This window comes from Clostridium sp. DMHC 10 (assembly GCF_001270375.1).
Lineage (GTDB): Bacteria > Bacillota > Clostridia > Clostridiales > Clostridiaceae > Clostridium_S > Clostridium_S guangxiense.
The window spans coordinates 2,714,322-2,739,400 of record NZ_LGVB01000015.1 but is presented as its reverse complement, the minus strand read 5'-3'; the positions used below and the strand labels follow the sequence as shown (position 1 = coordinate 2,739,400).

At 32.6% G+C, this 25,079-nt stretch carries 18 protein-coding genes, 6 pseudogenes and 1 other annotated feature; of the genes and pseudogenes, 21 read left to right on the top strand and 3 right to left on the bottom strand.

The annotated features are described in order from the left end of the window. Positions 1-36: 36 nt before the first annotated feature. Positions 37-201, bottom strand: a complete 165-nt coding sequence (locus AGR56_RS15200) for a hypothetical protein (RefSeq protein ID WP_053243354.1) — start codon at positions 199-201, stop codon at positions 37-39. Here AGR56_RS15200 and AGR56_RS19725 point away from each other — a divergent pair. From AGR56_RS19725 to AGR56_RS20830, 15 genes and pseudogenes are all read left to right on the top strand, one after another. Next, positions 201-299 (top strand): annotated as a pseudogene (locus AGR56_RS19725) (elongation factor Tu); the annotation flags it as partial. The gene AGR56_RS15200 and the pseudogene AGR56_RS19725 sit on opposite strands and share 1 nt — an antisense overlap. A gap of 252 nt (positions 300-551) precedes the next feature. Continuing rightward, complete coding sequence (rpmG, locus tag AGR56_RS15195; RefSeq protein WP_053242928.1) at positions 552-701, top strand: 50S ribosomal protein L33; 150 nt, start codon at positions 552-554, stop codon at positions 699-701. Positions 702-745: 44 nt separating this feature from the next. Further along, a complete protein-coding gene (gene secE, locus AGR56_RS15190) occupies positions 746-970 on the top strand; it encodes a preprotein translocase subunit SecE (protein WP_053242927.1) in 225 nt (74 codons plus the stop codon). A gap of 46 nt (positions 971-1,016) precedes the next feature. Beyond that, positions 1,017-1,538 carry a transcription termination/antitermination protein NusG gene (gene nusG, locus AGR56_RS15185; protein ID WP_053242926.1) on the top strand — a complete coding sequence of 174 codons (522 nt, stop codon included), beginning with the start codon at positions 1,017-1,019 and terminating at the stop codon, positions 1,536-1,538. A gap of 42 nt (positions 1,539-1,580) precedes the next feature. Continuing rightward, on the top strand, positions 1,581-2,006 hold the full coding sequence (rplK, locus tag AGR56_RS15180) for a 50S ribosomal protein L11 (RefSeq protein ID WP_053242925.1): 426 nt from the start codon (positions 1,581-1,583) through the stop codon (positions 2,004-2,006). 66 nt (positions 2,007-2,072) lie between these two features. Further along, positions 2,073-2,763, top strand: a pseudogene (rplA, locus tag AGR56_RS15175) (50S ribosomal protein L1). A gap of 36 nt (positions 2,764-2,799) precedes the next feature. Further along, positions 2,800-2,935: a sequence feature (ribosomal protein L10 leader region), on the top strand. Between the two features lie 56 nt (positions 2,936-2,991). Continuing rightward, the gene (gene rplJ / locus AGR56_RS15170) at positions 2,992-3,498 is read left to right on the top strand and encodes a 50S ribosomal protein L10 (RefSeq protein WP_084757065.1); all 507 of its coding nucleotides are present in this window, start codon (positions 2,992-2,994) and stop codon (positions 3,496-3,498) included. A gap of 54 nt (positions 3,499-3,552) precedes the next feature. Further along, positions 3,553-3,918, top strand: a complete 366-nt coding sequence (rplL, locus tag AGR56_RS15165) for a 50S ribosomal protein L7/L12 (protein WP_053242923.1) — start codon at positions 3,553-3,555, stop codon at positions 3,916-3,918. Positions 3,919-4,322: 404 nt separating this feature from the next. Further along, complete coding sequence (gene rpoB / locus AGR56_RS15160) at positions 4,323-8,030, top strand: DNA-directed RNA polymerase subunit beta (RefSeq protein WP_053242922.1); 3,708 nt, start codon at positions 4,323-4,325, stop codon at positions 8,028-8,030. Positions 8,031-8,051: 21 nt separating this feature from the next. After that, positions 8,052-11,591 (top strand): annotated as a pseudogene (rpoC, locus tag AGR56_RS15155) (DNA-directed RNA polymerase subunit beta'). A gap of 119 nt (positions 11,592-11,710) precedes the next feature. After that, positions 11,711-11,950 (top strand): ribosomal L7Ae/L30e/S12e/Gadd45 family protein, encoded by a 240-nt coding sequence (locus AGR56_RS15150; RefSeq protein WP_053242921.1) that lies wholly within the window; start codon positions 11,711-11,713, stop codon positions 11,948-11,950. 127 nt (positions 11,951-12,077) lie between these two features. Then, positions 12,078-12,455, top strand: a complete 378-nt coding sequence (rpsL, locus tag AGR56_RS15145; RefSeq protein ID WP_053242920.1) for a 30S ribosomal protein S12 — start codon at positions 12,078-12,080, stop codon at positions 12,453-12,455. 168 nt (positions 12,456-12,623) lie between these two features. Beyond that, positions 12,624-13,094, top strand: a complete 471-nt coding sequence (rpsG, locus tag AGR56_RS15140; protein WP_053242919.1) for a 30S ribosomal protein S7 — start codon at positions 12,624-12,626, stop codon at positions 13,092-13,094. 98 nt (positions 13,095-13,192) lie between these two features. Beyond that, positions 13,193-15,259: an elongation factor G gene (gene fusA / locus AGR56_RS15135; RefSeq protein WP_053242918.1), complete on the top strand. Its 2,067-nt coding sequence runs from the start codon at positions 13,193-13,195 to the stop codon at positions 15,257-15,259. 24 nt (positions 15,260-15,283) lie between these two features. After that, positions 15,284-15,487 (top strand): hypothetical protein, encoded by a 204-nt coding sequence (locus AGR56_RS20830; protein WP_084757062.1) that lies wholly within the window; start codon positions 15,284-15,286, stop codon positions 15,485-15,487. Positions 15,488-15,513: 26 nt separating this feature from the next. On the opposite strand, the pseudogene AGR56_RS15125 reads toward AGR56_RS20830, so the two are convergent. Together AGR56_RS15125 and AGR56_RS15120 are read right to left on the bottom strand one after the other, a co-directional pair. Continuing rightward, positions 15,514-17,413: pseudogene (locus AGR56_RS15125) on the bottom strand (ABC-F family ATP-binding cassette domain-containing protein). A gap of 70 nt (positions 17,414-17,483) precedes the next feature. Further along, the gene (locus AGR56_RS15120) at positions 17,484-18,248 is read right to left on the bottom strand and encodes an AraC family transcriptional regulator (protein WP_053242917.1); all 765 of its coding nucleotides are present in this window, start codon (positions 18,246-18,248) and stop codon (positions 17,484-17,486) included. Positions 18,249-18,571: 323 nt separating this feature from the next. Here AGR56_RS15120 and AGR56_RS15115 point away from each other — a divergent pair. From AGR56_RS15115 to pdaA, 6 genes and pseudogenes are all read left to right on the top strand, one after another. Continuing rightward, a pseudogene (locus tag AGR56_RS15115) lies at positions 18,572-20,753 on the top strand (alpha-galactosidase). A 320-nt stretch (positions 20,754-21,073) separates the two neighbouring features. After that, positions 21,074-21,292, top strand: coding sequence for a hypothetical protein (locus tag AGR56_RS15110; protein WP_053242916.1), 219 nt, complete (start codon positions 21,074-21,076; stop codon positions 21,290-21,292). Between the two features lie 23 nt (positions 21,293-21,315). Beyond that, positions 21,316-21,804 carry a TrmH family RNA methyltransferase gene (locus AGR56_RS15105; protein WP_347460544.1) on the top strand — a complete coding sequence of 163 codons (489 nt, stop codon included), beginning with the start codon at positions 21,316-21,318 and terminating at the stop codon, positions 21,802-21,804. A 150-nt stretch (positions 21,805-21,954) separates the two neighbouring features. Next, on the top strand, positions 21,955-22,113 hold the full coding sequence (locus AGR56_RS15100) for a zinc-ribbon domain-containing protein (RefSeq protein ID WP_053242914.1): 159 nt from the start codon (positions 21,955-21,957) through the stop codon (positions 22,111-22,113). Between the two features lie 117 nt (positions 22,114-22,230). Continuing rightward, a pseudogene (locus tag AGR56_RS15095) lies at positions 22,231-23,804 on the top strand (DEAD/DEAH box helicase). Positions 23,805-23,947: 143 nt separating this feature from the next. Then, complete coding sequence (gene pdaA, locus AGR56_RS15090) at positions 23,948-24,844, top strand: delta-lactam-biosynthetic de-N-acetylase (RefSeq protein ID WP_242851475.1); 897 nt, start codon at positions 23,948-23,950, stop codon at positions 24,842-24,844. Positions 24,845-25,079: the final 235 nt, after the last annotated feature.

The following is a 25,079-nucleotide window of genomic DNA, read 5'->3' as shown; positions in this document are numbered from 1 at the left end:
ACAGAAGATTTTTAAAGTGCCCTATTTTTATGTCTTTTAGTTTTTTAAAACTTCTAAAACCCTAGCATAATATATTCTCAAAAATTTATTTAGTCCTGCGATTTTAGCTTGTTTCTTTGCCTTACCCTCTGATTCTTTTTTTATTATATAGTCATACACTGCTGTATCTTTAATAGGAACTCTGCATTTTATGCTTTTCATTAATAACAAAAGTAGCAATGAATGAAAACTTAAGATTTGCAATAAGAGAAGGCGGAAGAACAGTAGGTTCAGGAGTTGTTACTACTATTTTAGAATAAATTACTCTTACGAACGGATTGGGGTGAGCCTAATCCGTTTGTGTATGATTAAGATGATTTTTATTGAAATGTTTTAGTGATGATAGATTCTGCATTGAATTCTATTAAGACAATTTTTCAATAAATCTTACATAATAAAAAATAATGCTAGAAAAATTAGTTGACATATATACTACATTATGATAAATTAATAAGGTAGTGCATATTTTCAGAAAAATCGAGTTTTTCTGCAGTAACTGGGAGGTGTAGATTGTGAGAGTAAAAGTAACATTAGCATGTACAGATTGCAAACAGAGAAATTACAATACAATGAAAAACAAGAAAAATAATCCAGATAGGTTAGAGATGAGAAAATATTGTCCATTTTGCCACAAACATACACTTCATAAAGAAACAAAATAGGTAATTAACCGTATTTTGTAATAACTTTTAGGATGTGAATAAAAATGGCTGCTAATGTAAAAAATGATAATGTAAAGAAATCACCATTAAAAGGTTTCATTGGATTTTTTAAAGACCTTGCAAATGAAACACATAGAATTACGTGGCCTTCAAAGGAAGATACTAAAAAATCTACAATATCGGTAATAATATTTTGTGCTATATGTATAGCGCTAGTGGCAGTGTTGGATTATGGCTTTAATAACCTCTTTAGGGTGATCTTTAAGTAAGATGAAAGGGAGGTTATAGGTTCAGGGTGTTCCTGTTCCTTTAATTATGAGTGAAAGAGTTAGATGGTATGTTGTTCATACATATTCAGGGTACGAAAATAAGGTAAAAGCTAATATTGAAAAGACTATTGAAAATAGAAATCTTGAAAATCTTATCTTTGACATACAAGTTCCATTACAAGAAGAAGTTGAAGAAAAAGATGGAAAAAAGAAAATAACATTAAAAAAGGTATTCCCTGGTTATGTGCTCATAAAAATGCTTATGACTGATGAATCTTGGTATGTTGTTAGAAATACAAGAGGATGTACCGGATTTGTTGGACCAGGATCAAAACCAGTTCCTTTGACTGATGAAGAAGTTGAATCTATGGGTATAAAGGAAAAGGTTGTTGATATTGATGTAAAAGTTGGAGAAAATGTGAGAGTTATCTCAGGACCACTTTTAGATCAGGTTGCATTAATTCAGGAAATAAATACTGAAAAACATAAGATTAAAGGTTTAGTTAACATGTTTGGCAGGGAAACTCCTGTTGAACTTGATTTTAATCAAATAGAAAAATTGGATTAAAATTATCCAATTATTTAAACTACATTAGGAGGTGTATGTTTTATGGCAAAGAAAGTAGTAGGTTTAATAAAACTACAATTGCCTGCAGGAAAGGCAACTCCAGCTCCACCAGTTGGTCCAGCACTTGGACAACACGGTGTAAATATCATGGCATTTTGTAAAGAATACAATGCTAAAACTGCTAATCAGGCAGGATTAACAATACCAGTTGTGATTACAGTTTATCAGGATAGATCTTTTAGTTTCATATTAAAGACTCCTCCAGCAGCTGTATTGATTAAAAAAGCATTAGGAATAAATAGTGGTTCAGGTGTTCCTAACAAAACTAAAGTAGGAAAATTAACTAAAGACCAACTTAAGCAAATTGCTGAAACAAAAATGCCAGATTTAAATGCAGCATCATTAGAAGCTGCAATGAATATGATAGCTGGAACTGCAAGAAGCATGGGCGTAGAAGTAGAAAAATAGTATGTTTTTAAATTGTGGGAGGTATAACAATAGTTGTGCCATTATTACCACGAAGGAGGAATAAAAATGGGAAAGAATTATGTGGAAAGTGCAAAGCTTGTTGATAAAAATGCTTTGTATACACCAGAAGAAGCAATGGATTTAGTTATGAAGACATCTAAAGCTAAATTCGATGAAACTGTTGAACTTGCAATTAGACTTGGAGTAGATCCAAGACATGCAGATCAACAAGTAAGAGGTGCTATTGTATTACCTCATGGAACAGGTAAAGAAGTAAAAGTATTAGTTTTTGCAAAGGGCGATAAAGCAAAAGAAGCTCAGGATGCAGGAGCAGATTATGTAGGAGCAGAAGAGTACGCTGCTAAAATACAAAATGAAAATTGGTTTGATTTTGATGTAGTTGTTGCAACACCAGATATGATGGGTGTAGTAGGAAGGTTAGGAAGAGTATTAGGACCAAAAGGTTTAATGCCAAATCCAAAATCAGGAACAGTTACATTTGATATTACAAAAGCATTATCAGAAATTAAAGCTGGTAAAGTTGAATATAGAGTTGATAAAACTGCTATAATTCACGTTTTGATTGGAAAAAAGTTCATTTGGAACTCAAAAATTAATTGAAAACTTCCACGTATTAATGGAAGCAATAGTAAAAGCTAAACCAGCTTCAGCTAAAGGTCAGTATATTAAATCTGTAGCAGTTTCATCTACTATGGGACCTGGAATAAAAATAAATCCAGTTAAAGTTTTAGATTAATATTGATTTTTTAGTTTAAATATTATATACTTTTAAAGTCAAATAGTAAATACTCCGTAGATAGTAGGTGCTTTAAAGCGTAACGGGAAACCAACCTGCCGAGGATTCCAATATATGCGTGTAAATATATGGTCTCTTCGAATTTTACGGAGAGGCCTTTGATTTTATTATAAAGTATTTTGAAATTTTTAATAGAGCAGTTTAATACTGTGAGGAGGTGGATACACAGTGCCAAATAAAAACAGACAATTAAAAGAAGAAAAAATTGCTGAAATAAAAGAAAAAATGGATAAGGCTCAGGCTTTGATATTAGTTAAATATCAAGGATTAAATGTTGAAGAGGATACTGCACTTAGAAAACAATTAAGAGAAGCCGGTGTTGAATATAAAGTATATAAAAACACTTTAGCTAGTAGAGCTGCAAAAGAACTAGGTCATGAAAGTATAACTAAATATTTTGAAGGACCAGTAGCAGTAGCAATGGGCTATGACGATGTTACAGCTCCAGCAAGAATCTTAAATGATTTTGCAAAAGATCATAAGGCATTGGAACTTATTGGAGGATTGGTAAATGGGGAAGAATTCGATACTAACAAGGTAAAGGAACTCGCTTCAGTACCACCAAAAGAAGTTCTTATTGCAAAACTTCTTGGAAGCTTCAAGGCTCCATTATCAAAATTTGCTTACTTGTTAAGCGCAGTTCAAGAAAAGAAACAGACTGAAGAGCAAGCATAATAAAATTATAAAAATATAAAATAGAGTGAGAAAAATTCGGAGGTGCTATATATAATGGTAAAAGAAGAAATTATAGAAGCTATAAAAGGTATGACTGTATTAGAATTAAATGAATTAGTAAAAGCTTGTGAAGAAGAATTTGGAGTAAGTGCTGCAGCTCCAGTAGCAGCAGGCGCAGCAGGTGCAGCAGGTGCTGCAGCTGAAGAAAAAACTGAATTTGATGTAGTATTAGCAGAAACTGGTGCTCAGAAGATAAAAGTTATAAAAGCTGTTAGAGAAGCAACTGGATTAGGATTAAAAGAAGCTAAAGAATTAGTAGATGGAGCTCCTAAGACAATTAAAGAAGCAGTAGCTAAAGAAGAAGCAGAAGCTATGAAAGCTAAACTCGAAGAAGCTGGTGCAAAAGTAGAATTAAAATAGTTAAAATGATTAACTAAAAAGAGCACTCGTAAGAGGGCTCTTTTTTTAGAGTAATTAAATGTAAAGAATGAAATCAATTCAACTGAAAATACATATATGAACCAAAATCCCTTGAAGATTCAAATTTTGGTTTATGTATGTATTTAGTTTCATAATGGTTTCATTGTATTACAACATGTAGAATTGATACATTAAATTTATAATTTATGTTGACTTTTAATATTTTGTGTGATAAAATAACTAAATGCGAAGAATTGTATGTTTTTTATAAAATATTCTAGTTCAACTGAATTATTAGTGTGAATGTGGATATAATAAAAAGATAGTTATTGTAAACAATCCAAAAATGTGCTTAAAGGAAGGTCATTTTTGGTTATTTTAGTTTATGCAAGGGGTGAAGGCTAATGATACATCCTGTCCAAGTCGGTAAAAGAACAAGAATGAGTTTTTCAAAACTCAATGAAATTGGTAAGATGCCAAATCTTATTGAAGTTCAGTTAGATTCTTATAAGTGGTTTTTAAATGAAGGTCTTCAGGAAATATTTGATGATATTAATCCAATTCAGGACTACGCTGGTAATCTTGTTTTAGAGTTTATTGGCTATAAACTTGATATGGAGAATATTAAGTATTCTATTGAAGAGTGTAAGGAAAGAGATACAACTTATGCAGCACCACTAAGAGTTAAAGTTAGACTCTTAAATAAAGAAACTGGTGAAGTTAAAGAACAAGAAGTATTTATGGGAGATTTCCCATTAATGACTGAACAAGGAACATTCGTTATAAATGGTGCAGAAAGAGTTATTGTAAGTCAACTTGTAAGATCACCAGGAGTTTATTATAATTACACAGTTGATAAAACTGGAAAGAAGCTATATGCATCTACCGTAATTCCTAATAGAGGTGCTTGGCTTGAATACGAAACAGATTCCAACAGTGTTGTTTATGTTAGAATTGATAAAACAAGAAAATTGCCTATCACAATTTTAGTTAGAGCAATGGGATTTGGTTCTGATGCCGAAATAATAAACTATTTTGGCGATGAAGAAAGATTAAAAGCTACGATAGAAAAAGATAACACAAAGACACGTGAAGAAGCGCTTTTAGAGATATATAAAAGATTAAGACCAGGTGAACCACCAACAGTTGATAGTGCAGTTTCACTTATAGATTCTTTGTTTTTTGACGCTAAGAGATATGATTTGTCAAGGGTTGGAAGATATAAGTTTAATAAGAAATTAGCTATAAGTCTTAGATTAATAAATAAGACAGCAGCAAAAGATGTAATCAATTCAGAAACTGGGGAAATAGTAGTACAAAAAGGTGAAAGAATAACAAGAGAAAAAGCTCTTGAAATTCAAAATTTAGGAATAAATTCTGTAGATATAGTTGTCGATGATAAGGTTATTAAGGTTATAGGAAATAATTTTGTCAACATAAAAAATTACATAAAATTCGACATTAGTGATTTAAATATCAAGGAAATGGTTCACTATCCAGTTCTAAAAGAGATATTAGATAATTATGAAGGCGAAGAAAATATAAAAGAACAATTAAAGAAAAACATTCACAGACTTATTCCAAAACATATAGTTAAGGACGATATATATGCCACTGTGAGCTATGAATTAGGTTTGGCCTATGAGGTTGGAGATGTTGACGATATTGATCACTTGGGTAATAGAAGATTAAGGTCAGTAGGAGAATTGTTACAGAACCAATTTAGAATCGGACTTTCAAGAATGGAAAGAGTAGTCAAAGAAAGAATGACTATACAGGATCAAGAAGTTATAACACCACAGGCTCTTATAAATATAAGACCAGTTGCAGCTTCTATAAAAGAGTTCTTTGGAAGTTCTCAGCTTTCACAGTTCATGGATCAAACTAATCCGCTTTCTGAACTTACTCACAAAAGAAGGTTATCAGCTTTAGGACCAGGAGGACTTTCAAGAGAAAGAGCCGGATTTGAAGTAAGAGATGTTCACCATTCACATTATGGAAGAATGTGTCCTATAGAAACACCTGAAGGTCCTAACATAGGACTTATAAACTCCCTTGCAGCTTATGCAAAAGTAAATGAATACGGATTTATAGAAAGTCCATATAGGATAGTTGATAAGACTGAAAATAGAGTAACCAGTGAAATTCGTTATTTTACTGCAGATGAAGAAGATCAATATTTAATAGCACAGGCAAATGAACCTTTAGATGAAGAAGGACATTTCATAGATAAAAGGATAACTGTAAGAATTCCTGACGATGTTTTGATAGTTCCATATACAGAAGTTGATTTAATGGATATTTCTGCAAGACAAATTGTATCAGTAGCTACTGCTATGATTCCATTTCTTGAAAATGATGATGCGAGCCGTGCACTTATGGGTTCAAACATGCAGCGTCAGGCAGTGCCTTTATTAAAACCTGAAGCGCCTGTTGTTGGAACTGGAATAGAATATAAAGCCGCAGTAGACTCGGGAGTACTTCCTAAAGCAAGAAATGCTGGATTTGTTGATTATGTAAGCGCAAATGAAGTTAGAGTAAGAAGAGATAAAGATGGCGGAGTTGACACTTACAAATTATTGAAATTCAAAAGATCAAACTCAGGAACTTGCATAAACCAAAGACCTATAGTTGATAAGGGCGAAAGAGTAGAAGTAGGAACAGTGTTATCTGATGGACCTTCAACAGATTTAGGTGAAATAGCATTAGGAAGAAATATAAGAATGGGCTTTATAACTTGGGAAGGTTATAACTATGAGGATGCTATGCTTATTTCTGAACAGCTTGTTCGTGATGATGTATTTACTTCAATCCACATAGAAGAATATGAAGCAGAAGCAAGAGATACTAAGCTTGGACCAGAGGAAATAACAAGAGATATTCCTAATGTAGGTGAAGAGGCATTAAAGGATATAGATGAAAGAGGAATAATAAGAATAGGTGCTGAGGTTAGATCAGGTGACATATTAGTTGGAAAGGTAACACCTAAGGGCGAAACTGAACTTACCGCAGAGGAAAGGCTTTTAAGGGCAATATTTGGAGAAAAAGCAAGAGAAGTAAGAGATACTTCACTTAGAGTTCCACACGGAGAAGCCGGAATAATAGTTGACGTAAAGATATTTACTAGAGAAAACGGCGACGAATTACCTCCAGGAGTAAATGAACTTGTAAGATGCTATATTGCTCAAAAGAGAAAAATATCTGTAGGAGATAAAATGGCTGGAAGACATGGTAACAAGGGTGTTATATCCAGAGTATTACCAGAAGAAGATATGCCATTTTTACCTGATGGTAGACCACTTCAAATATGTCTTAACCCACTTGGAGTTCCTTCCCGTATGAATATAGGTCAGGTGCTTGAAGTTCATCTTGGATGGGCAGCAGCTAATTTAGGATGGCATATTGCAACACCAGTATTTGATGGTGCGCTTGAGCCTGAGATAGTAGAATGCTTGAAAAAAGCAGGATATGATGAAGACGGAAAAACTGTATTATACGATGGTAGAACAGGAGAAACTTTTGATAGTAGAGTTACTGTAGGATATATGTATATATTAAAACTTGCGCATTTGGTTGATGATAAGATACATGCTAGATCTACAGGACCATATTCATTAGTCACTCAGCAGCCACTAGGAGGTAAAGCTCAGTTTGGTGGTCAGAGATTTGGAGAAATGGAAGTTTGGGCACTAGAGGCTTATGGAGCAGCACATACTCTACAAGAAATTTTGACTGTAAAATCTGATGATGTTGTAGGTAGAGTTAAAACTTACGAAGCTATAGTTAAAGGCGAAAATATACCTGAACCTGGAATCCCTGAATCATTTAAGGTTCTCATTAAGGAATTGCAGGCGTTATGCTTGGATGTTAAGGTACTAACTAATGACAATGAGGAAATTAAGCTTAAAGAATCTGTTGATGATGATGCAGATGATTTAAATATCAATATAGAAGGTAATGAAGATTCACCAGAACCTCCTGTTACTGATGATTACGTGGAGGGTGATGAAGCTGAACCGGACGATGAAAATTTAGATATTGATTATGATGATTTACCTTTAGATGATCTTCAAAAAGGTTTAGAACTTGAAGATTTTAATGATGAACATTAATTTGTGAAGGGAGGAGTACCCTTGGAATTAAATAATTTTGATGCATTACAAATAGGTTTAGCTTCACCTGAAAAAATAAGGGAATGGTCAAGAGGCGAGGTTAAAAAACCTGAAACTATTAATTATAGAACACTAAAACCTGAAAGAGATGGTCTTTTCTGTGAAAGGATATTTGGACCTACTAAGGATTGGGAATGTCACTGCGGAAAATATAAAAGAATTAGATACAAGGGAATAGTTTGTGATAGATGTGGTGTCGAGGTAACCAAGGCTAAGGTAAGACGTGAGAGAATGGGGCATATAGAACTTGCCGCCCCAGTATCTCATATATGGTATTTCAAAGGAATACCATCACGTATGGGACTTATACTTGATATGTCTCCAAGAGCGTTGGAAAAAGTATTGTATTTTGCTTCTTATGTAGTATTAGAACCTAAAGAAACTCCATTACTAAAAAAGCAGCTTCTTAATGAAAAAGAATATAGAGAAGCTGTGGATAAATATGGTGAAAGTAGTTTTGAAGCTGGAATGGGAGCAGAATCAGTAAAAAAGCTTCTTGAAGAAATAGAACTAGATCAATTGTCACAAGAATTAAAAAGTGACTTGAAAAATAGTACTGGACAAAAGAAAATAAGAGTAATAAGAAGACTTGAAGTTGTTGAGTCATTTAGACAATCTAAAAACAAACCAGCATGGATGATCATGGATGTTATACCTGTAATACCTCCAGATTTAAGACCAATGGTTCAATTAGATGGAGGAAGATTTGCAACTTCGGATTTAAATGATTTATATAGAAGAGTTATAAACAGAAATAATAGATTAAAGAAACTTCTTGATCTAGGTGCGCCAGACATTATAGTTAGAAATGAAAAGAGAATGCTTCAGGAAGCAGTAGATGCACTTATAGATAATGGAAGAAGAGGAAGACCTGTAACTGGACCTGGAAATAGACCTTTAAAATCTTTATCAGATATGTTAAAAGGTAAACAGGGAAGATTTAGACAGAACCTTCTTGGAAAACGTGTTGATTACTCAGGACGTTCGGTTATAGTTGTTGGTCCAGATCTTAAGATGTATCAATGTGGACTTCCAAAAGAAATGGCTTTAGAATTATTTAAGCCATTTGTAATGAAAAAACTTGTAGAATCAGGTATAGCACATAATATTAAAAGTGCAAAGAGAATGGTAGAAAGAGTTCAGGATCAAGTGTTTGATGTTCTTGAAGAAGTAATATCAGATCATCCAGTGCTTTTAAACCGTGCGCCTACTCTTCATAGGTTAGGTATTCAGGCATTTCAACCTGTACTTGTAGAAGGAAGAGCTATAAAACTTCATCCGTTAGCATGTACTGCATACAATGCGGATTTTGATGGTGACCAGATGGCAGTGCACGTTCCTCTATCAGTAGAAGCACAAGCAGAAGCTAGATTCTTAATGTTGGCTGCACATAATATATTAAAGCCATCAGATGGTAAGCCAGTTTGTGTACCTACTCAGGATATGGTACTTGGTTCATACTATTTAACTATAGATAAGGATGGAGTAAAGGGAGAGGGAAAAGCATTTTCAAGTGTTGAAGAAGCTATAATGGCTTATCAATTGGGTGAAATTGATGTTCACGCAAAAGTTAAAGTTAAACTTTCAAGAATGGTTAATGGAAAGCAGGTAGTTGGTATCATAACTACTACTGTTGGAAAAATAATATTTAATGATTCTATACCACAGGATTTGGGATTTGTAGATAGAAGTATACCAGGTAACGAACTTCTTATGGAAATTGATTTTCTTGTTGGAAAGAAAAAAAAAAAAATTTAGGTAAAATAATAGATAAGTGTTATCTAAAATATGGTCCTACAAAAACATCTATTATGCTTGATAAGATAAAAGCAAAAGGATATCATTATTCAACTATAAGCGCTATTACAGTATCTACTTCAGATATGTCTGTTCCACCGGATAAGAAGAGACTTATGGAAGAAGCAGAGGCTTCAGTTGATAAAATAACAAAGATGTACAGAAGAGGATTCATATCAGATGATGAAAGACATGAAAGAGTAATAGCTACATGGACAAAAACAACAGAGGATGTTGCTAACGCTCTTATGGATAATCTCGATAGATTTAATCCTATATTTATGATGGCAGATTCAGGAGCCAGAGGATCTAAGAGCCAGATAAAACAGCTTGCTGGTATGAGAGGACTTATGGCTAGTCCATCGGGTAGTATTATTGAGTTCCCTATAAAATCTTCATTTAGAGAAGGTCTTGATGTATTAGAGTACTTTATTTCTACTCATGGTGCTAGAAAGGGTAATGCCGATACTGCTCTTAAAACAGCGGATTCAGGGTACCTTACAAGAAGACTTGTTGATGTAAGCCAAGATGTAATTGTTAGAACAGAAGATTGTGGAGCAAAAGAAGGATTTGAAGTTTCAGAAATTAAAGAAGGCAATGAAGTTATAGAATCTTTAGCTGAAAGATTAACAGGTAGATATTCCTCAGAAGATATAACTAATCCAGCAAATGGTGAAGTTATAGTTCCAAGAGATACTTATATGGATGTTAATCTTGCTGAGAAAGTAGAGAAGACTGGCTTAAAGAAAGTTAAAATAAGATCAATCTTTACTTGTAATTGTAAGTATGGAGTTTGTGCGAAATGTTATGGAATGGATATGGCAACAGCACAAAAGATAGGAATTGGAGAAGCTGTAGGTATTGTAGCAGCTCAGTCAATAGGTGAGCCTGGTACACAGCTTACAATGAGAACATTCCATACTGGTGGAGTTGCGGGTTCAGATATAACTCAAGGTCTTCCTAGAGTTGAGGAACTTTTTTGAAGCAAGAAAACCAAAAGGTCTTGCGATAGTTAGTGAAGTTTCTGGTACTGTAAGAGTAGAAGAAACTAAGAAGAAAAGAATTGTTTATGTAACAACTGAATCAGGAGAAGAAGTAAGCTATGATATACCATTTGGTTCAAGTTTAAAAGTATCTAATGGAGATGTTATAAGTGCCGGAGATGAAATAACAGAAGGATCAATAAATCCACATGATATACTTAGAATTAAAGGCGTAAATGCTGTTAAAAATTATCTTCTTTCAGAAGTTCAAAAGGTGTATAGATTACAAGGTGTTGACATAAACGATAAGCATCTAGAAGTTGTTGTAAGACAAATGACTAGAAAAGTAAAAGTAGAAGATTCAGGAGACACAGCATTGCTCCCTGGAACTATGATAGATATGTTCGATTTTAATGAAGAAAATAGCAGAGTAGAAGAACTTGGCATGGAACCTGCTAAAGGTAGAATTGCATTGCTTGGTATAACAAAAGCTGCACTTGCTACAGATTCATTCTTATCAGCAGCATCATTCCAAGAAACAACAAGAGTTCTTACAGATGCAGCAATAAAAGGAAAAGTAGATCCTTTGGTTGGTTTGAAAGAGAATGTAATCATAGGAAAACTTATCCCAGCTGGTACTGGAATGACTAGATATAAGAGCATAGAGATAGAACCAGAGGTTAGTGAGGAAGTAAATTTAGAGAATAAAATAGAAGGTTAAAAATTTGTTTTATTGACATAGCAAAGTATAAATGATAAAATACAATTTGTGTGATTATATTTATTGTAGAGTCAAAGCGTTGCTTTGTCTCTACCATTAATATAGGGGAGGTAAGCACAATGGTAAACAGATTGCCGGGTAAAAAGGTAGTAGGTGTAAAACAATCAATTAAGGCTATAAATGAAGGAACAGTAAAGATTGTGTACCTTGCAAAAGATGCAGACAGAGAATTATTCGAAAATGTTGAAAAATTATCTAAGGAGCACTCCCTGCAAATTGTGTATGTAGATACCATGAAAGAGTTAGGAAAGCTGTGCAGTATAGATGTAAAAGCTTCTACAGCAGTTGTTCTTAAGTAAAATATTGTTTTACATTTTGATTTATATAAAGTTTATGAAATTGCAGAGTTTATAATCTTTATATGTTTTGTTATGCTATTCACTAAATTAATATATAGATATAACTTTAAAAGGAGGAGGTGTAAACATGCCAACTATAAGTCAATTAGTAAGAAAGGGCAGAAAGACATCAATAGTTAAATCCACTGCACCAGCATTAAAAGAATGTCCACAGAAAAGAGGAGTTTGTACAGTTGTAAAAACAGCAACTCCTAAGAAGCCTAACTCAGCGTTAAGAAAAATCGCCAGAGTAAAGCTTACAAATGGATATGAAGTTACTGCATATATTCCAGGTGTAGGACACAACTTGCAAGAGCACAGTGTTGTTCTTATAAGAGGTGGAAGGGTTAAAGACTTACCAGGTGTTAGATATCACATAGTTAGAGGTACATTAGATGCTGCTGGCGTTGCTGATAGAAAACAGGCTAGGTCAAAATACGGTGCTAAGAAACCAAAGCAAAAGTAAGGTTTTTAGTTAGTGCTATGTCTTCGGCGTTATATATAGATTACTTTTATATTAAAATTTGTTGTACATATTTTAATATGCTATTTAAATTGCAGAAGCAAAGCATTTTACGACATTAATTGTCGAGTACCGATGAACTTAAATAAGAGTGTTAAGGAGGGAAGAAAAGTGCCAAGAAAAGGACATATTGCAAAAAGAGATGTATTACCAGATCCATTATATAACAGTAAGGTTGTTACAAAATTAATCAACAACGTAATGTTAGATGGAAAAAAAGGAGTAGCGCAAAAAATATGCTACAACGCTTTTGATGTTTTAAAAGAAAAAACTGATAAAGAACCTATGGAAGTATTTGAGGCAGCTATGAACAACGTAATGCCTTTACTAGAGGTTAAAGCAAGAAGAATAGGTGGTGCTACTTATCAGGTACCTATCGAGGTTAGACCTGAAAGAAGGCAGACTTTAGGAATTAGATGGTTATTAGATGCAGCTTTAAAAAGAGGAGAAAAGTACATGTACCAGAGACTTGCTGGAGAATTACTTGATGCTTCAAATAATACAGGAGCTGCAGTTAAGAAGAGAGAAGATACTCATAAAATGGCAGAAGCTAATAAAGCATTTGCTCATTACAGATACTAATACAAATAAACTTTATTTGTATATTGCATAAAACTGTTTTAGCATTTGCTAAAGCAGTTTTATCAGATTAATTAGCACAATGAGAGGAGGAAAAAAAATTGGCTAGAAAATATCCTTTGTCAAAATTTCGTAACATAGGAATAATGGCACATATCGATGCCGGAAAAACAACAACAACTGAACGTATACTTTTTTATACTGGAAAAACTCATAAGATAGGTGAAGTTCACGAAGGTGCTGCTACAATGGACTGGATGGTTCAAGAACAGGAAAGAGGTATAACAATAACTTCAGCTGCCACTACTTGTTATTGGAAGGATCATGAAATTAATATAATAGACACACCAGGACACGTAGATTTTACAGTAGAAGTTGAAAGATCTCTAAGAGTCCTTGATGGAGCAGTTGCTGTATATGATGCTAAAGGCGGTGTTGAACCACAATCTGAAACTGTTTGGAGGCAAGCGGAAAAGTATAATGTTCCAAGAATGGCTTATATAAATAAGATGGATATAATGGGAGCTGACTTCTTTAGATCAGTTCAAATGATGAGAGATAGGCTTCATGCTAATGCAGTGCCTATACAATTACCAATAGGTAAAGAAGATAATTTTACAGGTATAATTGACCTTATTAAAAACGAAGCTGTAATATATGAAGATAAATTAGGAACAGTTATGGAAGAAGAACCTATTCCTGATGACATGAAAGAATTAGCAGAAAAATACAGGTCACAATTGATTGAATCAGTAGTAGAATTAGATGAAGACCTTATGGCTAAATATCTTGAAGGTGAAGAAATAACAGTTGATGAAATAAATGCAACAATTAGAAAAGGTGTTATTGCTAATGAATTTGTTCCTGTAACTTGTGGTTCTTCATATAAGAATAAAGGTGTTCAACAAATGTTAGATGCAGTTGTTGAATATTTACCATCTCCATTAGATATACCTCCAGTTAAGGGAGTAGATCTTGAAGGAAAAGAAGATGAGAGAAAAGCAGATGACAATGAGCCACTTTCTGCATTAGCATTTAAGATTGCTACTGATCCATTTGTAGGAAGACTTGCGTTTACTAGAATTTACTCAGGAGTAATGCATAGTGGAAGTTATGTTTTAAATTCTACAAAAGGAAAGAAAGAAAGAATAGGAAGACTTGTTAAGATGCACTCAAATCACAGACAGGATGTTGAGGAACTTGAAACAGGTGAATTAGGTGCTATAGTTGGATTGAAATCTACAACTACTGGAGATACTTTATGTGATGAAGAACATGCAATAGTTCTTGAAAGTATGGAATTCCCAGATCCAGTTATTGAAGTTGCTATAGAGCCTAAAACAAAGGCAGATCAAGAGAAAATGGGAATTGCTCTTGCAAAATTAGCTGAAGAGGATCCAACATTTAAGACATATACTAATCAAGAAACAAGTCAAACTATTATAGGTGGTATGGGAGAACTCCATCTTGAAATAATAGTTGATAGACTTCAAAGAGAATTTAATGTTGAATGTAATGTTGGTAATCCGCAGGTTGCTTATAAAGAAACTATTAGAAAAGCTGTTAAAGCTGAAGGAAAATTCATCAGACAGTCTGGTGGACGTGGACAGTACGGTCATGCCGTAATTGAAATGTCACCAACTGAAGGCGCTTATGAATTTGAAAATGCTGTAGTTGGTGGAGCTGTACCAAAAGAATATATACAGCCTATTGACAATGGTATTCAGGAAGCTTCTCAAAGTGGTATTATAGCAGGATATCCTACTATTAACTTCAAAGTTAAGTTAGTAGATGGTTCATACCATGATGTCGATTCTTCTGAAATGGCATTTAAAATTGCAGGTTCTATGGCATTCAAAAATGCTATGGCAAAAGCAGATCCTGTACTTCTTGAGCCAGTCATGAAAGTTGAAATAACAGTTCCAGAAGAATACATGGGAGATGTTATAGGAGACGTTAACGCAAGAAGAGGAAGAATTGAAGGAATGGAACCAAGAGCTGGTGCAGAAGTAATAACTGGATTTGTACCACTTTCAGAAATGTTTGGTTATGCAACAGCACTTAGATCAAGAACACAGGGTAGAGGAACATACAGCATGGAACTTAATAGCTATGAAGAAGTTCCTAAGAATATTCAGGAACAAATAGTTGGAGAAAAAAATAAATAGTTTATTATTAAGGAGGAACCAGAAATGGCAAAGGAAAAATTTGAAAGAAACAAACCACATGTAAACATAGGAACAATAGGACACGTAGATCATGGTAAGTATATTTTAAGCGCTTTGCGTGCATTAAGTTTAAGATTTTTTGTAGCGACAGCGGAGAAAAATCATCCTTCACTGTACTCTGTCCTCTGTACTTTGTACTCTGAGTTAAATTCCAGTTTATCAGGATGAATTTTGTTTAATACTTTTCAATATTGTTACTTCTGATTTTTGATCTTTTCTGCTAATTCATTTAGGTATTCCCATCTGTCATACAAATTTTGAAGCTTATCTTCTTGATCTTTTTTCTTGGATAAAAATTCCTGTAAAGCCACATAATTGCTTCCAGCTGAAGCTATGTTATCTTCAAGCTCAGCAAGTTCAGTTTCTGCAGTTTCGATTAACCCATCTATTTCGTCGTATTCTCTTTGCTCTTTATAGGAAAATTTAAGCTTGTGATTTTTAGCTTTTTCTTCTTTAGGTTTATTTTGTTTTAATTTTTCTGTTTTAGGTTCTTCATCTAAAATTGCTTTTTCAAGGTATTCGGAGTAATTTCCAGTATTGTACTCTATTTTTCCGTTACCTTTGAAGATGATAAGTTTATTTACAACCTTATCAAGAAAATATCTATCATGAGAAACTGTTATTACTGTACCAGAAAAACCGTAAAGATAATCTTCAAGTATTGTAAGAGTTTCAATATCAAGGTCATTTGTAGGTTCATCCAGTATAAGAACATTAGGAGCTTCCATAAGTATTCTTAAAAGATAGAGTCTTCTTTTTTCACCGCCAGAAAGCTTTGAGATAGGAGTCCATTGCATTTCTCCTGAGAAAAGAAAGTTTTCTAGCATTTTGGAAGCACTTATAAGTTCACCACTTTCATCTTTTATGAATTCGGCACCTTCACGTACATATTCAATTACTCTTAAGGATTCATCCATATCTTTAGATTCTTGAGAAAAATATCCTATTTTAACTGTTGAACCAACATCTACAATGCCATTATCAGGAAGAATGCTACCTGTTATTATATTTAGAAGTGTAGATTTTCCTATGCCATTTGGACCAACTATACCTACAGCATCATGTTTAGAAAAAATAAAACTAAAATCATCTATTAATTTTTTAGCGCCAAAGCTTTTTCTTATATCTTTTAGTTCAATCACTTTTTTACCAAGCCTTGAGCTTTGCGCAGAAATTTCAATTTTGGACTGTATGTCTATAGCTTCTTTATCATTTAAATCGTTAAATCTCTGTATTCTTGCTTTTTGTTTTGTACTCCTTGCTTTAGCTCCTCTTTTTATCCACGCAAGTTCTCTTCTTAAAAGATTTTCTCTTTTTTCTTCTGAGGATTTTTCCATTTCTTCTCTTTCAAGTTTTTGGCTTAAAAAGTCGCTATAATTTCCTGTGTAAGTGTATATTTTACCATTGTGAAGTTCAAACATGTTGTTTGTGATTCTGTCAAGAAAATATCTATCGTGAGTTATCATAAATACTGCACCTTTTTTTTGAGTTAGGTATTTTTCAAGCCACAAAATTGTTTCACTGTCGAGATGGTTGGTTGGTTCGTCTAAAATCAAAAGATTAGAGGGAGTTATAAGAGCACTTGCTAGAGCAATTCTCTTTTTTTGTCCACCAGATAGATTTCTTATCTTTTCTTCAAAATTTTTAATTCCAAGCTTTGTAAGTATGGTTTTTGCTTCACTTTCCATATCCCATAAGTTTAAAGCGTCTAATTCTTGGGTCAAATCAACAATAAGTTTTTGAGTTCTTCTATCCTGTTGGTGAATTTCTGCATCTTGAACTGCTTTTTCATAAGCTTTTAAAGTTGTTACTTCTTTTGAGTTACCTTTAAAAATTTGTTCCATAACTGTTGAGTCATCGTCAAAATATGTATTTTGTGAAAGATAGCTTATTGAAAGTTCATTTGAAGTTGTTATACTGCCAGAATCATAGTCTGTAAGTCCACAGATTATTTTAAGGAGAGTTGATTTACCAGTCCCATTTATTCCAATTAAACCTATTTTTTCACCTGAATTTATAGTAAAAGTTATATCGTTTAGAATAGTTTTTTCACCATAACTTTTTTGATATATTATTAAGAGTTATTAAATTCATAAGACAATTATCCTTTCATATTTGTTTCCTAAATTCACTAGGAGATATACCAATATTTTTCTTGAATATTTTAGAAAACAAAAAGTACATCTCTATAACCCACAGAACGTGCTACATGACCAATAGTAAAACATGGATTTTTAAGAAGTTCGGAGGCTTTTTCCATTCTCAAGTTTATTAAAAATTGCTGCGGAGAAGTATGCAAGTATTTTTTAAAAAGTCTAAAAAGATACGCCCTTGTAATGTTAACATATTTAGCTATATCGCATACTTTTATATCATTACTATAATTATTGCATATATATGCGGCAGCATCATTTACGTATTTTTCTGCAATATTGTTTTGAGTATTTCTTTTATCTATACCAATACTTTTAATTAAAAGGTAAATGAATTTATATAAATAAGATTGAAGAATTATATCCCTACCATCTTGTTCATAGGAGTAAGATAACATTTCACTTAGGCATTGTTCAAGTCCATTACTTTTTTTACAGTCAAAAATAGGACAAGTGTTTTCTTCGTATATTTGAGACACATAGTGCTTTGCTCTTATACCATTAAAACCAATCCAAAAATATTCCCATGGATCATCCTTATCAGCTTCATAGTAAGATAGAGTTTTTGGTTCTATAATAAAGGTCTCACCGGCATTTACTTCATATACTTTTTCTGCTGTTTTTAGAATTCCTTTTCCTCTTATGACATAGTGTATTAAATAGTAATCTCTTATCCCGGGTCCCCAGTAATGTTTACTATAGCATGCCTGATGACCATAGCATGTTACGTTAAGGTCTGTGTTAACATATTTTGAAGTGGTGTATTCTACGAACATTTTAAAAATCACCTCTATGTGTATTATAAATAAAAAGTGAATAGTATCTTGTTAAATAAGGATAATGGGCTTCGCCCAAACCTCGCGTATTATAAAAAGTGCATATAATTATGTTTAAGAAGGATAATGGGCTTTGCCCAAACCTCGCGTATTATAAAAAGTGCATATAATTATGTTTAAGAAGGATAATGGGCTTTGCCCAAACCTCGCGTATGTTTACTTTCAAGATAGCAACATTGTAATATCATTAGTATACATTATTCCATATTATAAAACCAGTAAAAGTTATAAAATGAAAACATAAAATTAAGGAGATGATTTTAATGCTAATAAGTTACAGTGAAGAAGAAAAAATATTTCATTTAAAAGCTGCAGATATGAGTTATATAATTCAAATATGTGATGATGGGAAAATTGCCCATGCCTATTGGGGGAGGACAATAAAGAACATAAATTTTAGAAATAAATCAATAATATCCACCTTGAATTATGACCCAAAGGTTACAAGCTTTAATATGGATGTATTACCTCAGGAATATCCAGCTTATGGAACTGGTGATTTTAGAAGCCCAGCTTATCATGTACAACTTGAGAATGGAAGCACAATAAGCAACTTAGTATATAATTCATATAAAATATACGGTGGAAAACCAAAGCTTGAAGGGTTACCAGCTACATATGTTGAAAATGATGATGAAGCTGATACTCTTGAAATTACAATGATTGACAAGCTCACAGGGCTAAACGTAGTACTTACTTATACGGTTTTAAAATTATAATGTTATTACAAGATCAACAAAATTTATAAATTACGGAAGAGAAAAGTTAAAGTTATTAAAGGTAATGAGTGCAAGTGTTGATTTTGACAGCTCAAATTATGATATGCTACAGCTTTCTGGTTCTTGGGCTAGAGAAAAAAGTATTTATAGACATGCTCTTGTTCCTGGTATTCAAGCAGTTGATAGTGCAAGAGGTTTTAGCAGTGCTCAACAAAATCCTTTTATTGCATTATTAAGCAAAAATACGGATGAAATTAACGGAGAAGTTTTTGGTTTTAGCCTTGTTTATAGTGGAAATTTTTTAGCAGAAGTTTATGTTGACCAATTTTTAAAAGCAAGAGTAAATATAGGTATAAACCCGTTTGATTTTTCATGGGTAATGACCCCAGGGGAAAGTTTTAGAACACCAGAAGTTGTAATGGTTTACTCAAAAAATGGGCTTGGAGATATGTCAAGGACTTATCATAAACTTTATAGAAATAGACTTTGTAGGGGACTTTATAGAGATAAAGAAAGACCAATACTTATAAATAACTGGGAGGCAACATATTTTAATTTTACTGAGGAAAAAATAAAGGATATAGCAAAAGCTGGAAGCGAACTTGGCATAGAACTATTTGTGCTAGATGACGGATGGTTTGGAAAGAGAAATTCAGATAACTGTTCGTTAGGTGATTGGGTTGAAGATAGAAATAAACTTCCAAATGGGCTTCATAAGCTTGTGAAAGATGTAAATGACATGGGACTAGCTTTTGGAATATGGTTTGAACCTGAGATGGTTTCACCTGATAGTGATTTATATAGAAAACATCAAGATTGGTGTCTTCATGTTTCTGATAGGGAAAGATCCAGTGGCAAGCATCAAAGGAATCAGCTTGTTCTCGATTTGTCAAGAAAGGATGTATGCGACGAAATAGTAAGATTTATGTCTGAGATACTTAAGAATGCCAATATATCATATGTAAAATGGGACATGAATAGGCCATATACTGAAATAGGTTCTGAAAAGCTGTCATCTGAACATCAAAGGGAAACGGCACATAGATACGTACTTGGACTATACAGGGTTATGGATGAAATAACTTCTAGATTTCCAAATGTTCTTTTTGAGAGCTGTGCATCTGGTGGTGGGAGGTTTGATCCAGGAATTTTATATTACATGCCTCAAACTTGGACAAGTGATTGTACAGACGCTGTTGAAAGACTTAAAATTCAGTATGGAACAAGTGTAGTTTATCCTAACATTTCAATGGGGGCACATGTGTCAGCATGCCCAAATCATCAGATTGGAAGAATAACAGACATGGAGACTAGAGGAAATGTAGCCATGGCAGGTAATTTTGGATATGAACTAGATCTTACAAAGCTCACGGAAGAAGAAAAAATTATTGTTAAAAAACAGGTGGAAATTTATAAAGAAATAAGACATATCATTCAGTTTGGTGACTTTTATAGAATATTGAGTCCTTTTGAAGGAAATGAAACTTCATGGATATCTGTTACGGAGGATAAAAAGGAAGCTGTAGTATCATATTTTAAAGTTCTTGCGGAGCCTAATATTCTTCCAATTAGAATTAAGCTTCAAGGTTTGGATCCAAGCACTATGTATGAAATAATTGGCGAAGATATGATTTGCAGTGGAGATGAGCTTATGTATATTGGAATTGAAGTGCCAAGGGAAACAAAAGATTTTTCGAGTATTATGTGGAGGCTTAAAGAGGTATAGAAATATTACCTGAAAGCCTAAGAATGCAATGCTAAAATTATCCTTCATTGTGCATTGTGAACTGATTATTATAAGTTAAATGCTACTAAAACAACTTTTTGTTAATTTTAATGCTTCAAGTAGTATATCTACAGGAGCATGTGAAAAATATAGGTATTCTTTTTTACGAGCCGCTCATAAGGCTTTATGTGCAGTATAGTAAAACCTATAGAATACCTTTTTTCACATCTTCCTACATATGACGTTTTGAAATGCATAAGAAATAGTATTATAATAAAAAAGTGCTTTTGCTTAAAATAAATGTAGTAGGAGATTTAGATATGGATTTTAAATTAAAAAGTTATAAAAAGGATTTTGATTATTCTTATACTTTTGGTGCATTTCCAACAATGGAACTCATCAATTTCAAACCTGAAGCTGTAGTAAAAGTTTTAGTAAGCACTAATTATGATAAAAAATCATCAGAAGATAGTATATATAATGTTTGTAATGGTAAGAATATAGAGGTAGAGAAAATGATAAACTTTTTAATAAATTAAGTCCTAAAGAAAATTGCTACGTAATAGGAGTTTTTAAAAAGTTTAAATCACATATTAATAAGAGTAAAAGCCATGTTGTACTTGTAGATCCTAGCAATATGGGTAATATAGGAACAATTATAAGAACCATGATTGGTTTTGGAATAAATAATCTTGCTGTTATAGGCCACGGTGCAGATTTATTTAATCCGAAGGTAGTAAGGGCCTCTATGGGAGCAATCTTTAAATTGAATTTTACTCATTACGATTGTTTTGAAGATTATATTAAGGAAAATAGTGAACATGATATATATCCTTTTATGTTAAAAGGTGCAGTGACTTTAGATAGCTTAGAAATTAAAAAAGATAAGTCTTTTTCAATAGTATTTGGTAATGAAGCAGCGGGGTTAAGTGACAATTTTCTTGAGTATGGAACAAGTGTACTTATACCTCATCAAAAGACTATAGATTCACTTAATTTGACTATAGCTGCAGGTATTGCAATATATGAGTTTTCACTAAAAAGCAAATAATGCTAAGCCTTAAAAGCATCTTGCATTAAGGAACTTTGTGTGATATTATAAATAAGGTAATTTAATATATAAGAAATTCACATCTCCTTTTTTTATGGAAATTGAAATTTTTATTTATTAGATTAGAACTAAAAAAAGGAGATGTTTAATATGGCTGATAAGACTATCGTTTGTAAAGATTGTGGTAAAGAATTTGTTTTCACTGAGGGAGAACAGGAATTCTATAAAGAAAAAGGATTTGAAAATGATCCAGTAAGATGCCCTGAATGCAGAAAATCAAGAAAGCAAAATAGATCCTTCAGAAAATAATTAAAAGAGAACTTTTAGTGGCTGTTGATCTCGTCAACAGCCATTTTATGTATCTTAAACAATTCGATTATTATACTTTAAATAATAATCGTAAGTATCTAGGAAAGGAAAGATTTAATGGAAAATATAAAATTTAATGATTTAGCGTTAAGTGGCAGCGTATTAAAGGCAATAGATGATATGGGATTTGAAGAACCTTCTCAAATTCAAGCAGAAGCAATTCCAGTTGTACTTGAAGGAAATGATATGATAGGTCAGGCACAAACAGGAACAGGAAAGACACTCGCATTTGGTGCCCCTATTATAAGTAAGATATCAGATGAGGAAAAAACAAATGGGATAGATGCTTTGATACTAACCCCAACAAGGAACTTGCAATTCAAATTACAGACGAATTAAATAGACTTGCAAGGTATGCCAGAACTAGAATATTACCTGTTTATGGAGGTCAGTCTATAGATAGACAGATAAAATCAATTAAAAGAGGAGTTAATATAATAGTTGGTACTCCTGGAAGAATAAAAGACCATATAAATAGAAAGACAATAAAACTTGATAGCATTAAGTTTCTTGTTTTGGATGAAGCAGATGAAATGCTTGATATGGGATTTATAGATGATATAGAATCAATAATAAAATCTAGTAATGATGACAGACAAACAATGCTTTTTTCAGCAACAATGCCAGCACCTATAAAAAAATTAGCTTCAAGATACATGAAAAATGAAGTAAAGCACATTGCTATAGTTAAAAATTCTTTAACTGTTGAAAAGATAAAACAATATTATTTTGAAGTAAAGAATAAAGATAAATTTGAAACTTTATGCAGAATTATAGATGCAGATGAGCCTGAAAGTACTATAATATTTTGCAAGACTAAAAGAGGCGTAGATGAGCTTGTTGAATCCATGCAGGTTAGAGGATACAATGTTGAGGGAATGCATGGTGATATGAACCAGAATCAGAGAATAAATACTTTGAAAAAGTTTAAGGAAAATACACTTGATTTCCTTGTAGCTACGGATGTTGCTGCCAGAGGAATAGACGTTCATGATATATCACATGTTATAAATTATGATATACCACAGGATATTGAATCTTATGTTCATAGAATAGGAAGAACAGGAAGAGCAAATAAAGAAGGAATAGCATACTCACTAGTAACTCCTAAAGAGTATGTAATGCTTAAACAAATTGAAAAGTTTACAAAGAGTAAAATAAAGAGAAAAGATATACCAACTGTTGATGATATTTTTGAAACAAAGTATAACAATATGCTTGAAAAGATAAAGAAAAATATAGAAAAAAATGATTTCAAGAAGTATGTTCCTTTTGTTGAGAAATTAGATGATGAGTATAATCTAGTAGATATATCAGCTGCTCTTATGCAAATGCTTTTTGAAAAGGAAATAAGTTTTGACTATACTGAAAATTCAATAGGCGTTGACTCAAATGTAAGATTATTTATCAATGTAGGAAGAAAAGATAAAGTCAATGTTAAGAAGCTTCTTGAGTTTATAGATAAAGCATCAGGAGTAGAAGGAAACGAAATTGGCGATATAGATATACTCGATAAGTTTACATTTATTGATGTTCCAGAAAGATTTACAGAAGTTATAATAAAAAATGTACGGGGCAAGAAATTAAATGGAAGAAAAGTAAATGTAGAAATATCAAATAGTAATAAATAGAAAATAATTTATTATAATATTTTATGGAAAGCTGTCTTTAGGTATTTAAAACTTTAGATGGCTTTTTGGTATGCAAAAATTAATTTTATTTATATTAATTATTATCGGCAGATTGAACATACTAAAAATGGAGGTGAAATTTGTTGAAAGGTAAAATTTTGTGTGGTTTTATGGCTTTTGTTTTGACAATTAATTGTTTTTTCTATAGTGCAGCAGCTCAAAGTAGCAGCAAGACTTTAGATAAGCAATCAGAGAAGCAGGAGGAAATTAAAGAATATATAAAAGAACCTGTACTAGATCAGCTCAAAAATGTATTTTTTTCTAAATATTACAATGGACTTAGTTCTAGAGCATATGAGTGGTACTATATGAATCCAGGCAAAAATGTAACTCCTGGACCACCAAAGGAATCTTCAAAGTTTGTACCTAAATATGACTGCTATTACATGGGAGATCAATCTAAAAAAATAATATATCTAACCTTTGATGAAGGATATGAAAAAGGTTATACAGGAAAAATTTTAGATGCCTTAAAAAAGCACAATGTTAAAGCAGCATTCTTTGTCGTTAAACCGTATATAACTCAAAACCCTGATTTAGTAAAGAGAATGGTTAACGAAGGGCATTTAGTATGTAATCATAGCGCAAGGCATCCATCTATGCCATCAATAATAGATGAGAATAAATTTAAAAAGGAACTTACAGATGTTGAAGATGCCTATACAAAAGTAACAGGTAAAAAAATGCCTAAGTATTTTAGACCACCTATGGGAAGATATAGTGAATTATCTCTTTATACTACAAAAAAATTGGGGTATAAGACTATATTCTGGAGTTTTGCTTATGAAGATTGGGAACAAAATAAACAGCCTTCTCATGAATTTGCAATAAAAAGAATAATGGACAAAACACATAATGGTTCTGTACTTCTTTTGCATGCTGTATCAAAAACAAATAGTGATATAATGGATGAACTTTTAACTAGATTTGAAAAAGAAGGATATAAGATAGAAACAGTAGATGAACTGGTGAAACAGTAGTGTTTTATGCAATTAAATCCAATTAATAAACCTAAAGTGGTTGGTTACACTATAAAAATAATACGAACCAAGAATCAGAGTACAAAGTACAGAGTATAGTAATAGTCCTTTACTGTACTTTGTACTCTGTCATCTGTACTCTGGTTTAAGGTTTGGATTATTTTTTAAATTCAATAAGATTTTTTTATTTATTGAAACTTTTTATACTCGTAAGTTATCTAATGTATGTAAGATA

What these genes read in the sequence shown, in the direction of transcription:
- AGR56_RS15120 (WP_053242917.1), bottom strand. Translation starts at nt 18,248, where the DNA reads ATGTTCGTAGAATACACCACTTCAAAATATGTTAACACAGACCTTAAC.
- rplL (WP_053242923.1), top strand. Translation starts at nt 3,553, where the DNA reads ATGGTAAAAGAAGAAATTATAGAAGCTATAAAAGGTATGACTGTATTA.
- AGR56_RS15150 (WP_053242921.1), top strand. Translation starts at nt 11,711, where the DNA reads ATGGTAAACAGATTGCCGGGTAAAAAGGTAGTAGGTGTAAAACAATCA.
- secE (WP_053242927.1), top strand. Translation starts at nt 746, where the DNA reads ATGGCTGCTAATGTAAAAAATGATAATGTAAAGAAATCACCATTAAAA.
- AGR56_RS15200 (WP_053243354.1), bottom strand. Translation starts at nt 201, where the DNA reads ATGAAAAGCATAAAATGCAGAGTTCCTATTAAAGATACAGCAGTGTAT.
- rpoB (WP_053242922.1), top strand. Translation starts at nt 4,323, where the DNA reads ATGATACATCCTGTCCAAGTCGGTAAAAGAACAAGAATGAGTTTTTCA.
- rpsL (WP_053242920.1), top strand. Translation starts at nt 12,078, where the DNA reads ATGCCAACTATAAGTCAATTAGTAAGAAAGGGCAGAAAGACATCAATA.
- nusG (WP_053242926.1), top strand. Translation starts at nt 1,017, where the DNA reads ATGAGTGAAAGAGTTAGATGGTATGTTGTTCATACATATTCAGGGTAC.
- rplK (WP_053242925.1), top strand. Translation starts at nt 1,581, where the DNA reads ATGGCAAAGAAAGTAGTAGGTTTAATAAAACTACAATTGCCTGCAGGA.
- AGR56_RS15100 (WP_053242914.1), top strand. Translation starts at nt 21,955, where the DNA reads ATGGCTGATAAGACTATCGTTTGTAAAGATTGTGGTAAAGAATTTGTT.
- AGR56_RS15110 (WP_053242916.1), top strand. Translation starts at nt 21,074, where the DNA reads ATGGATTTTAAATTAAAAAGTTATAAAAAGGATTTTGATTATTCTTAT.
- AGR56_RS20830 (WP_084757062.1), top strand. Translation starts at nt 15,284, where the DNA reads ATGGCAAAGGAAAAATTTGAAAGAAACAAACCACATGTAAACATAGGA.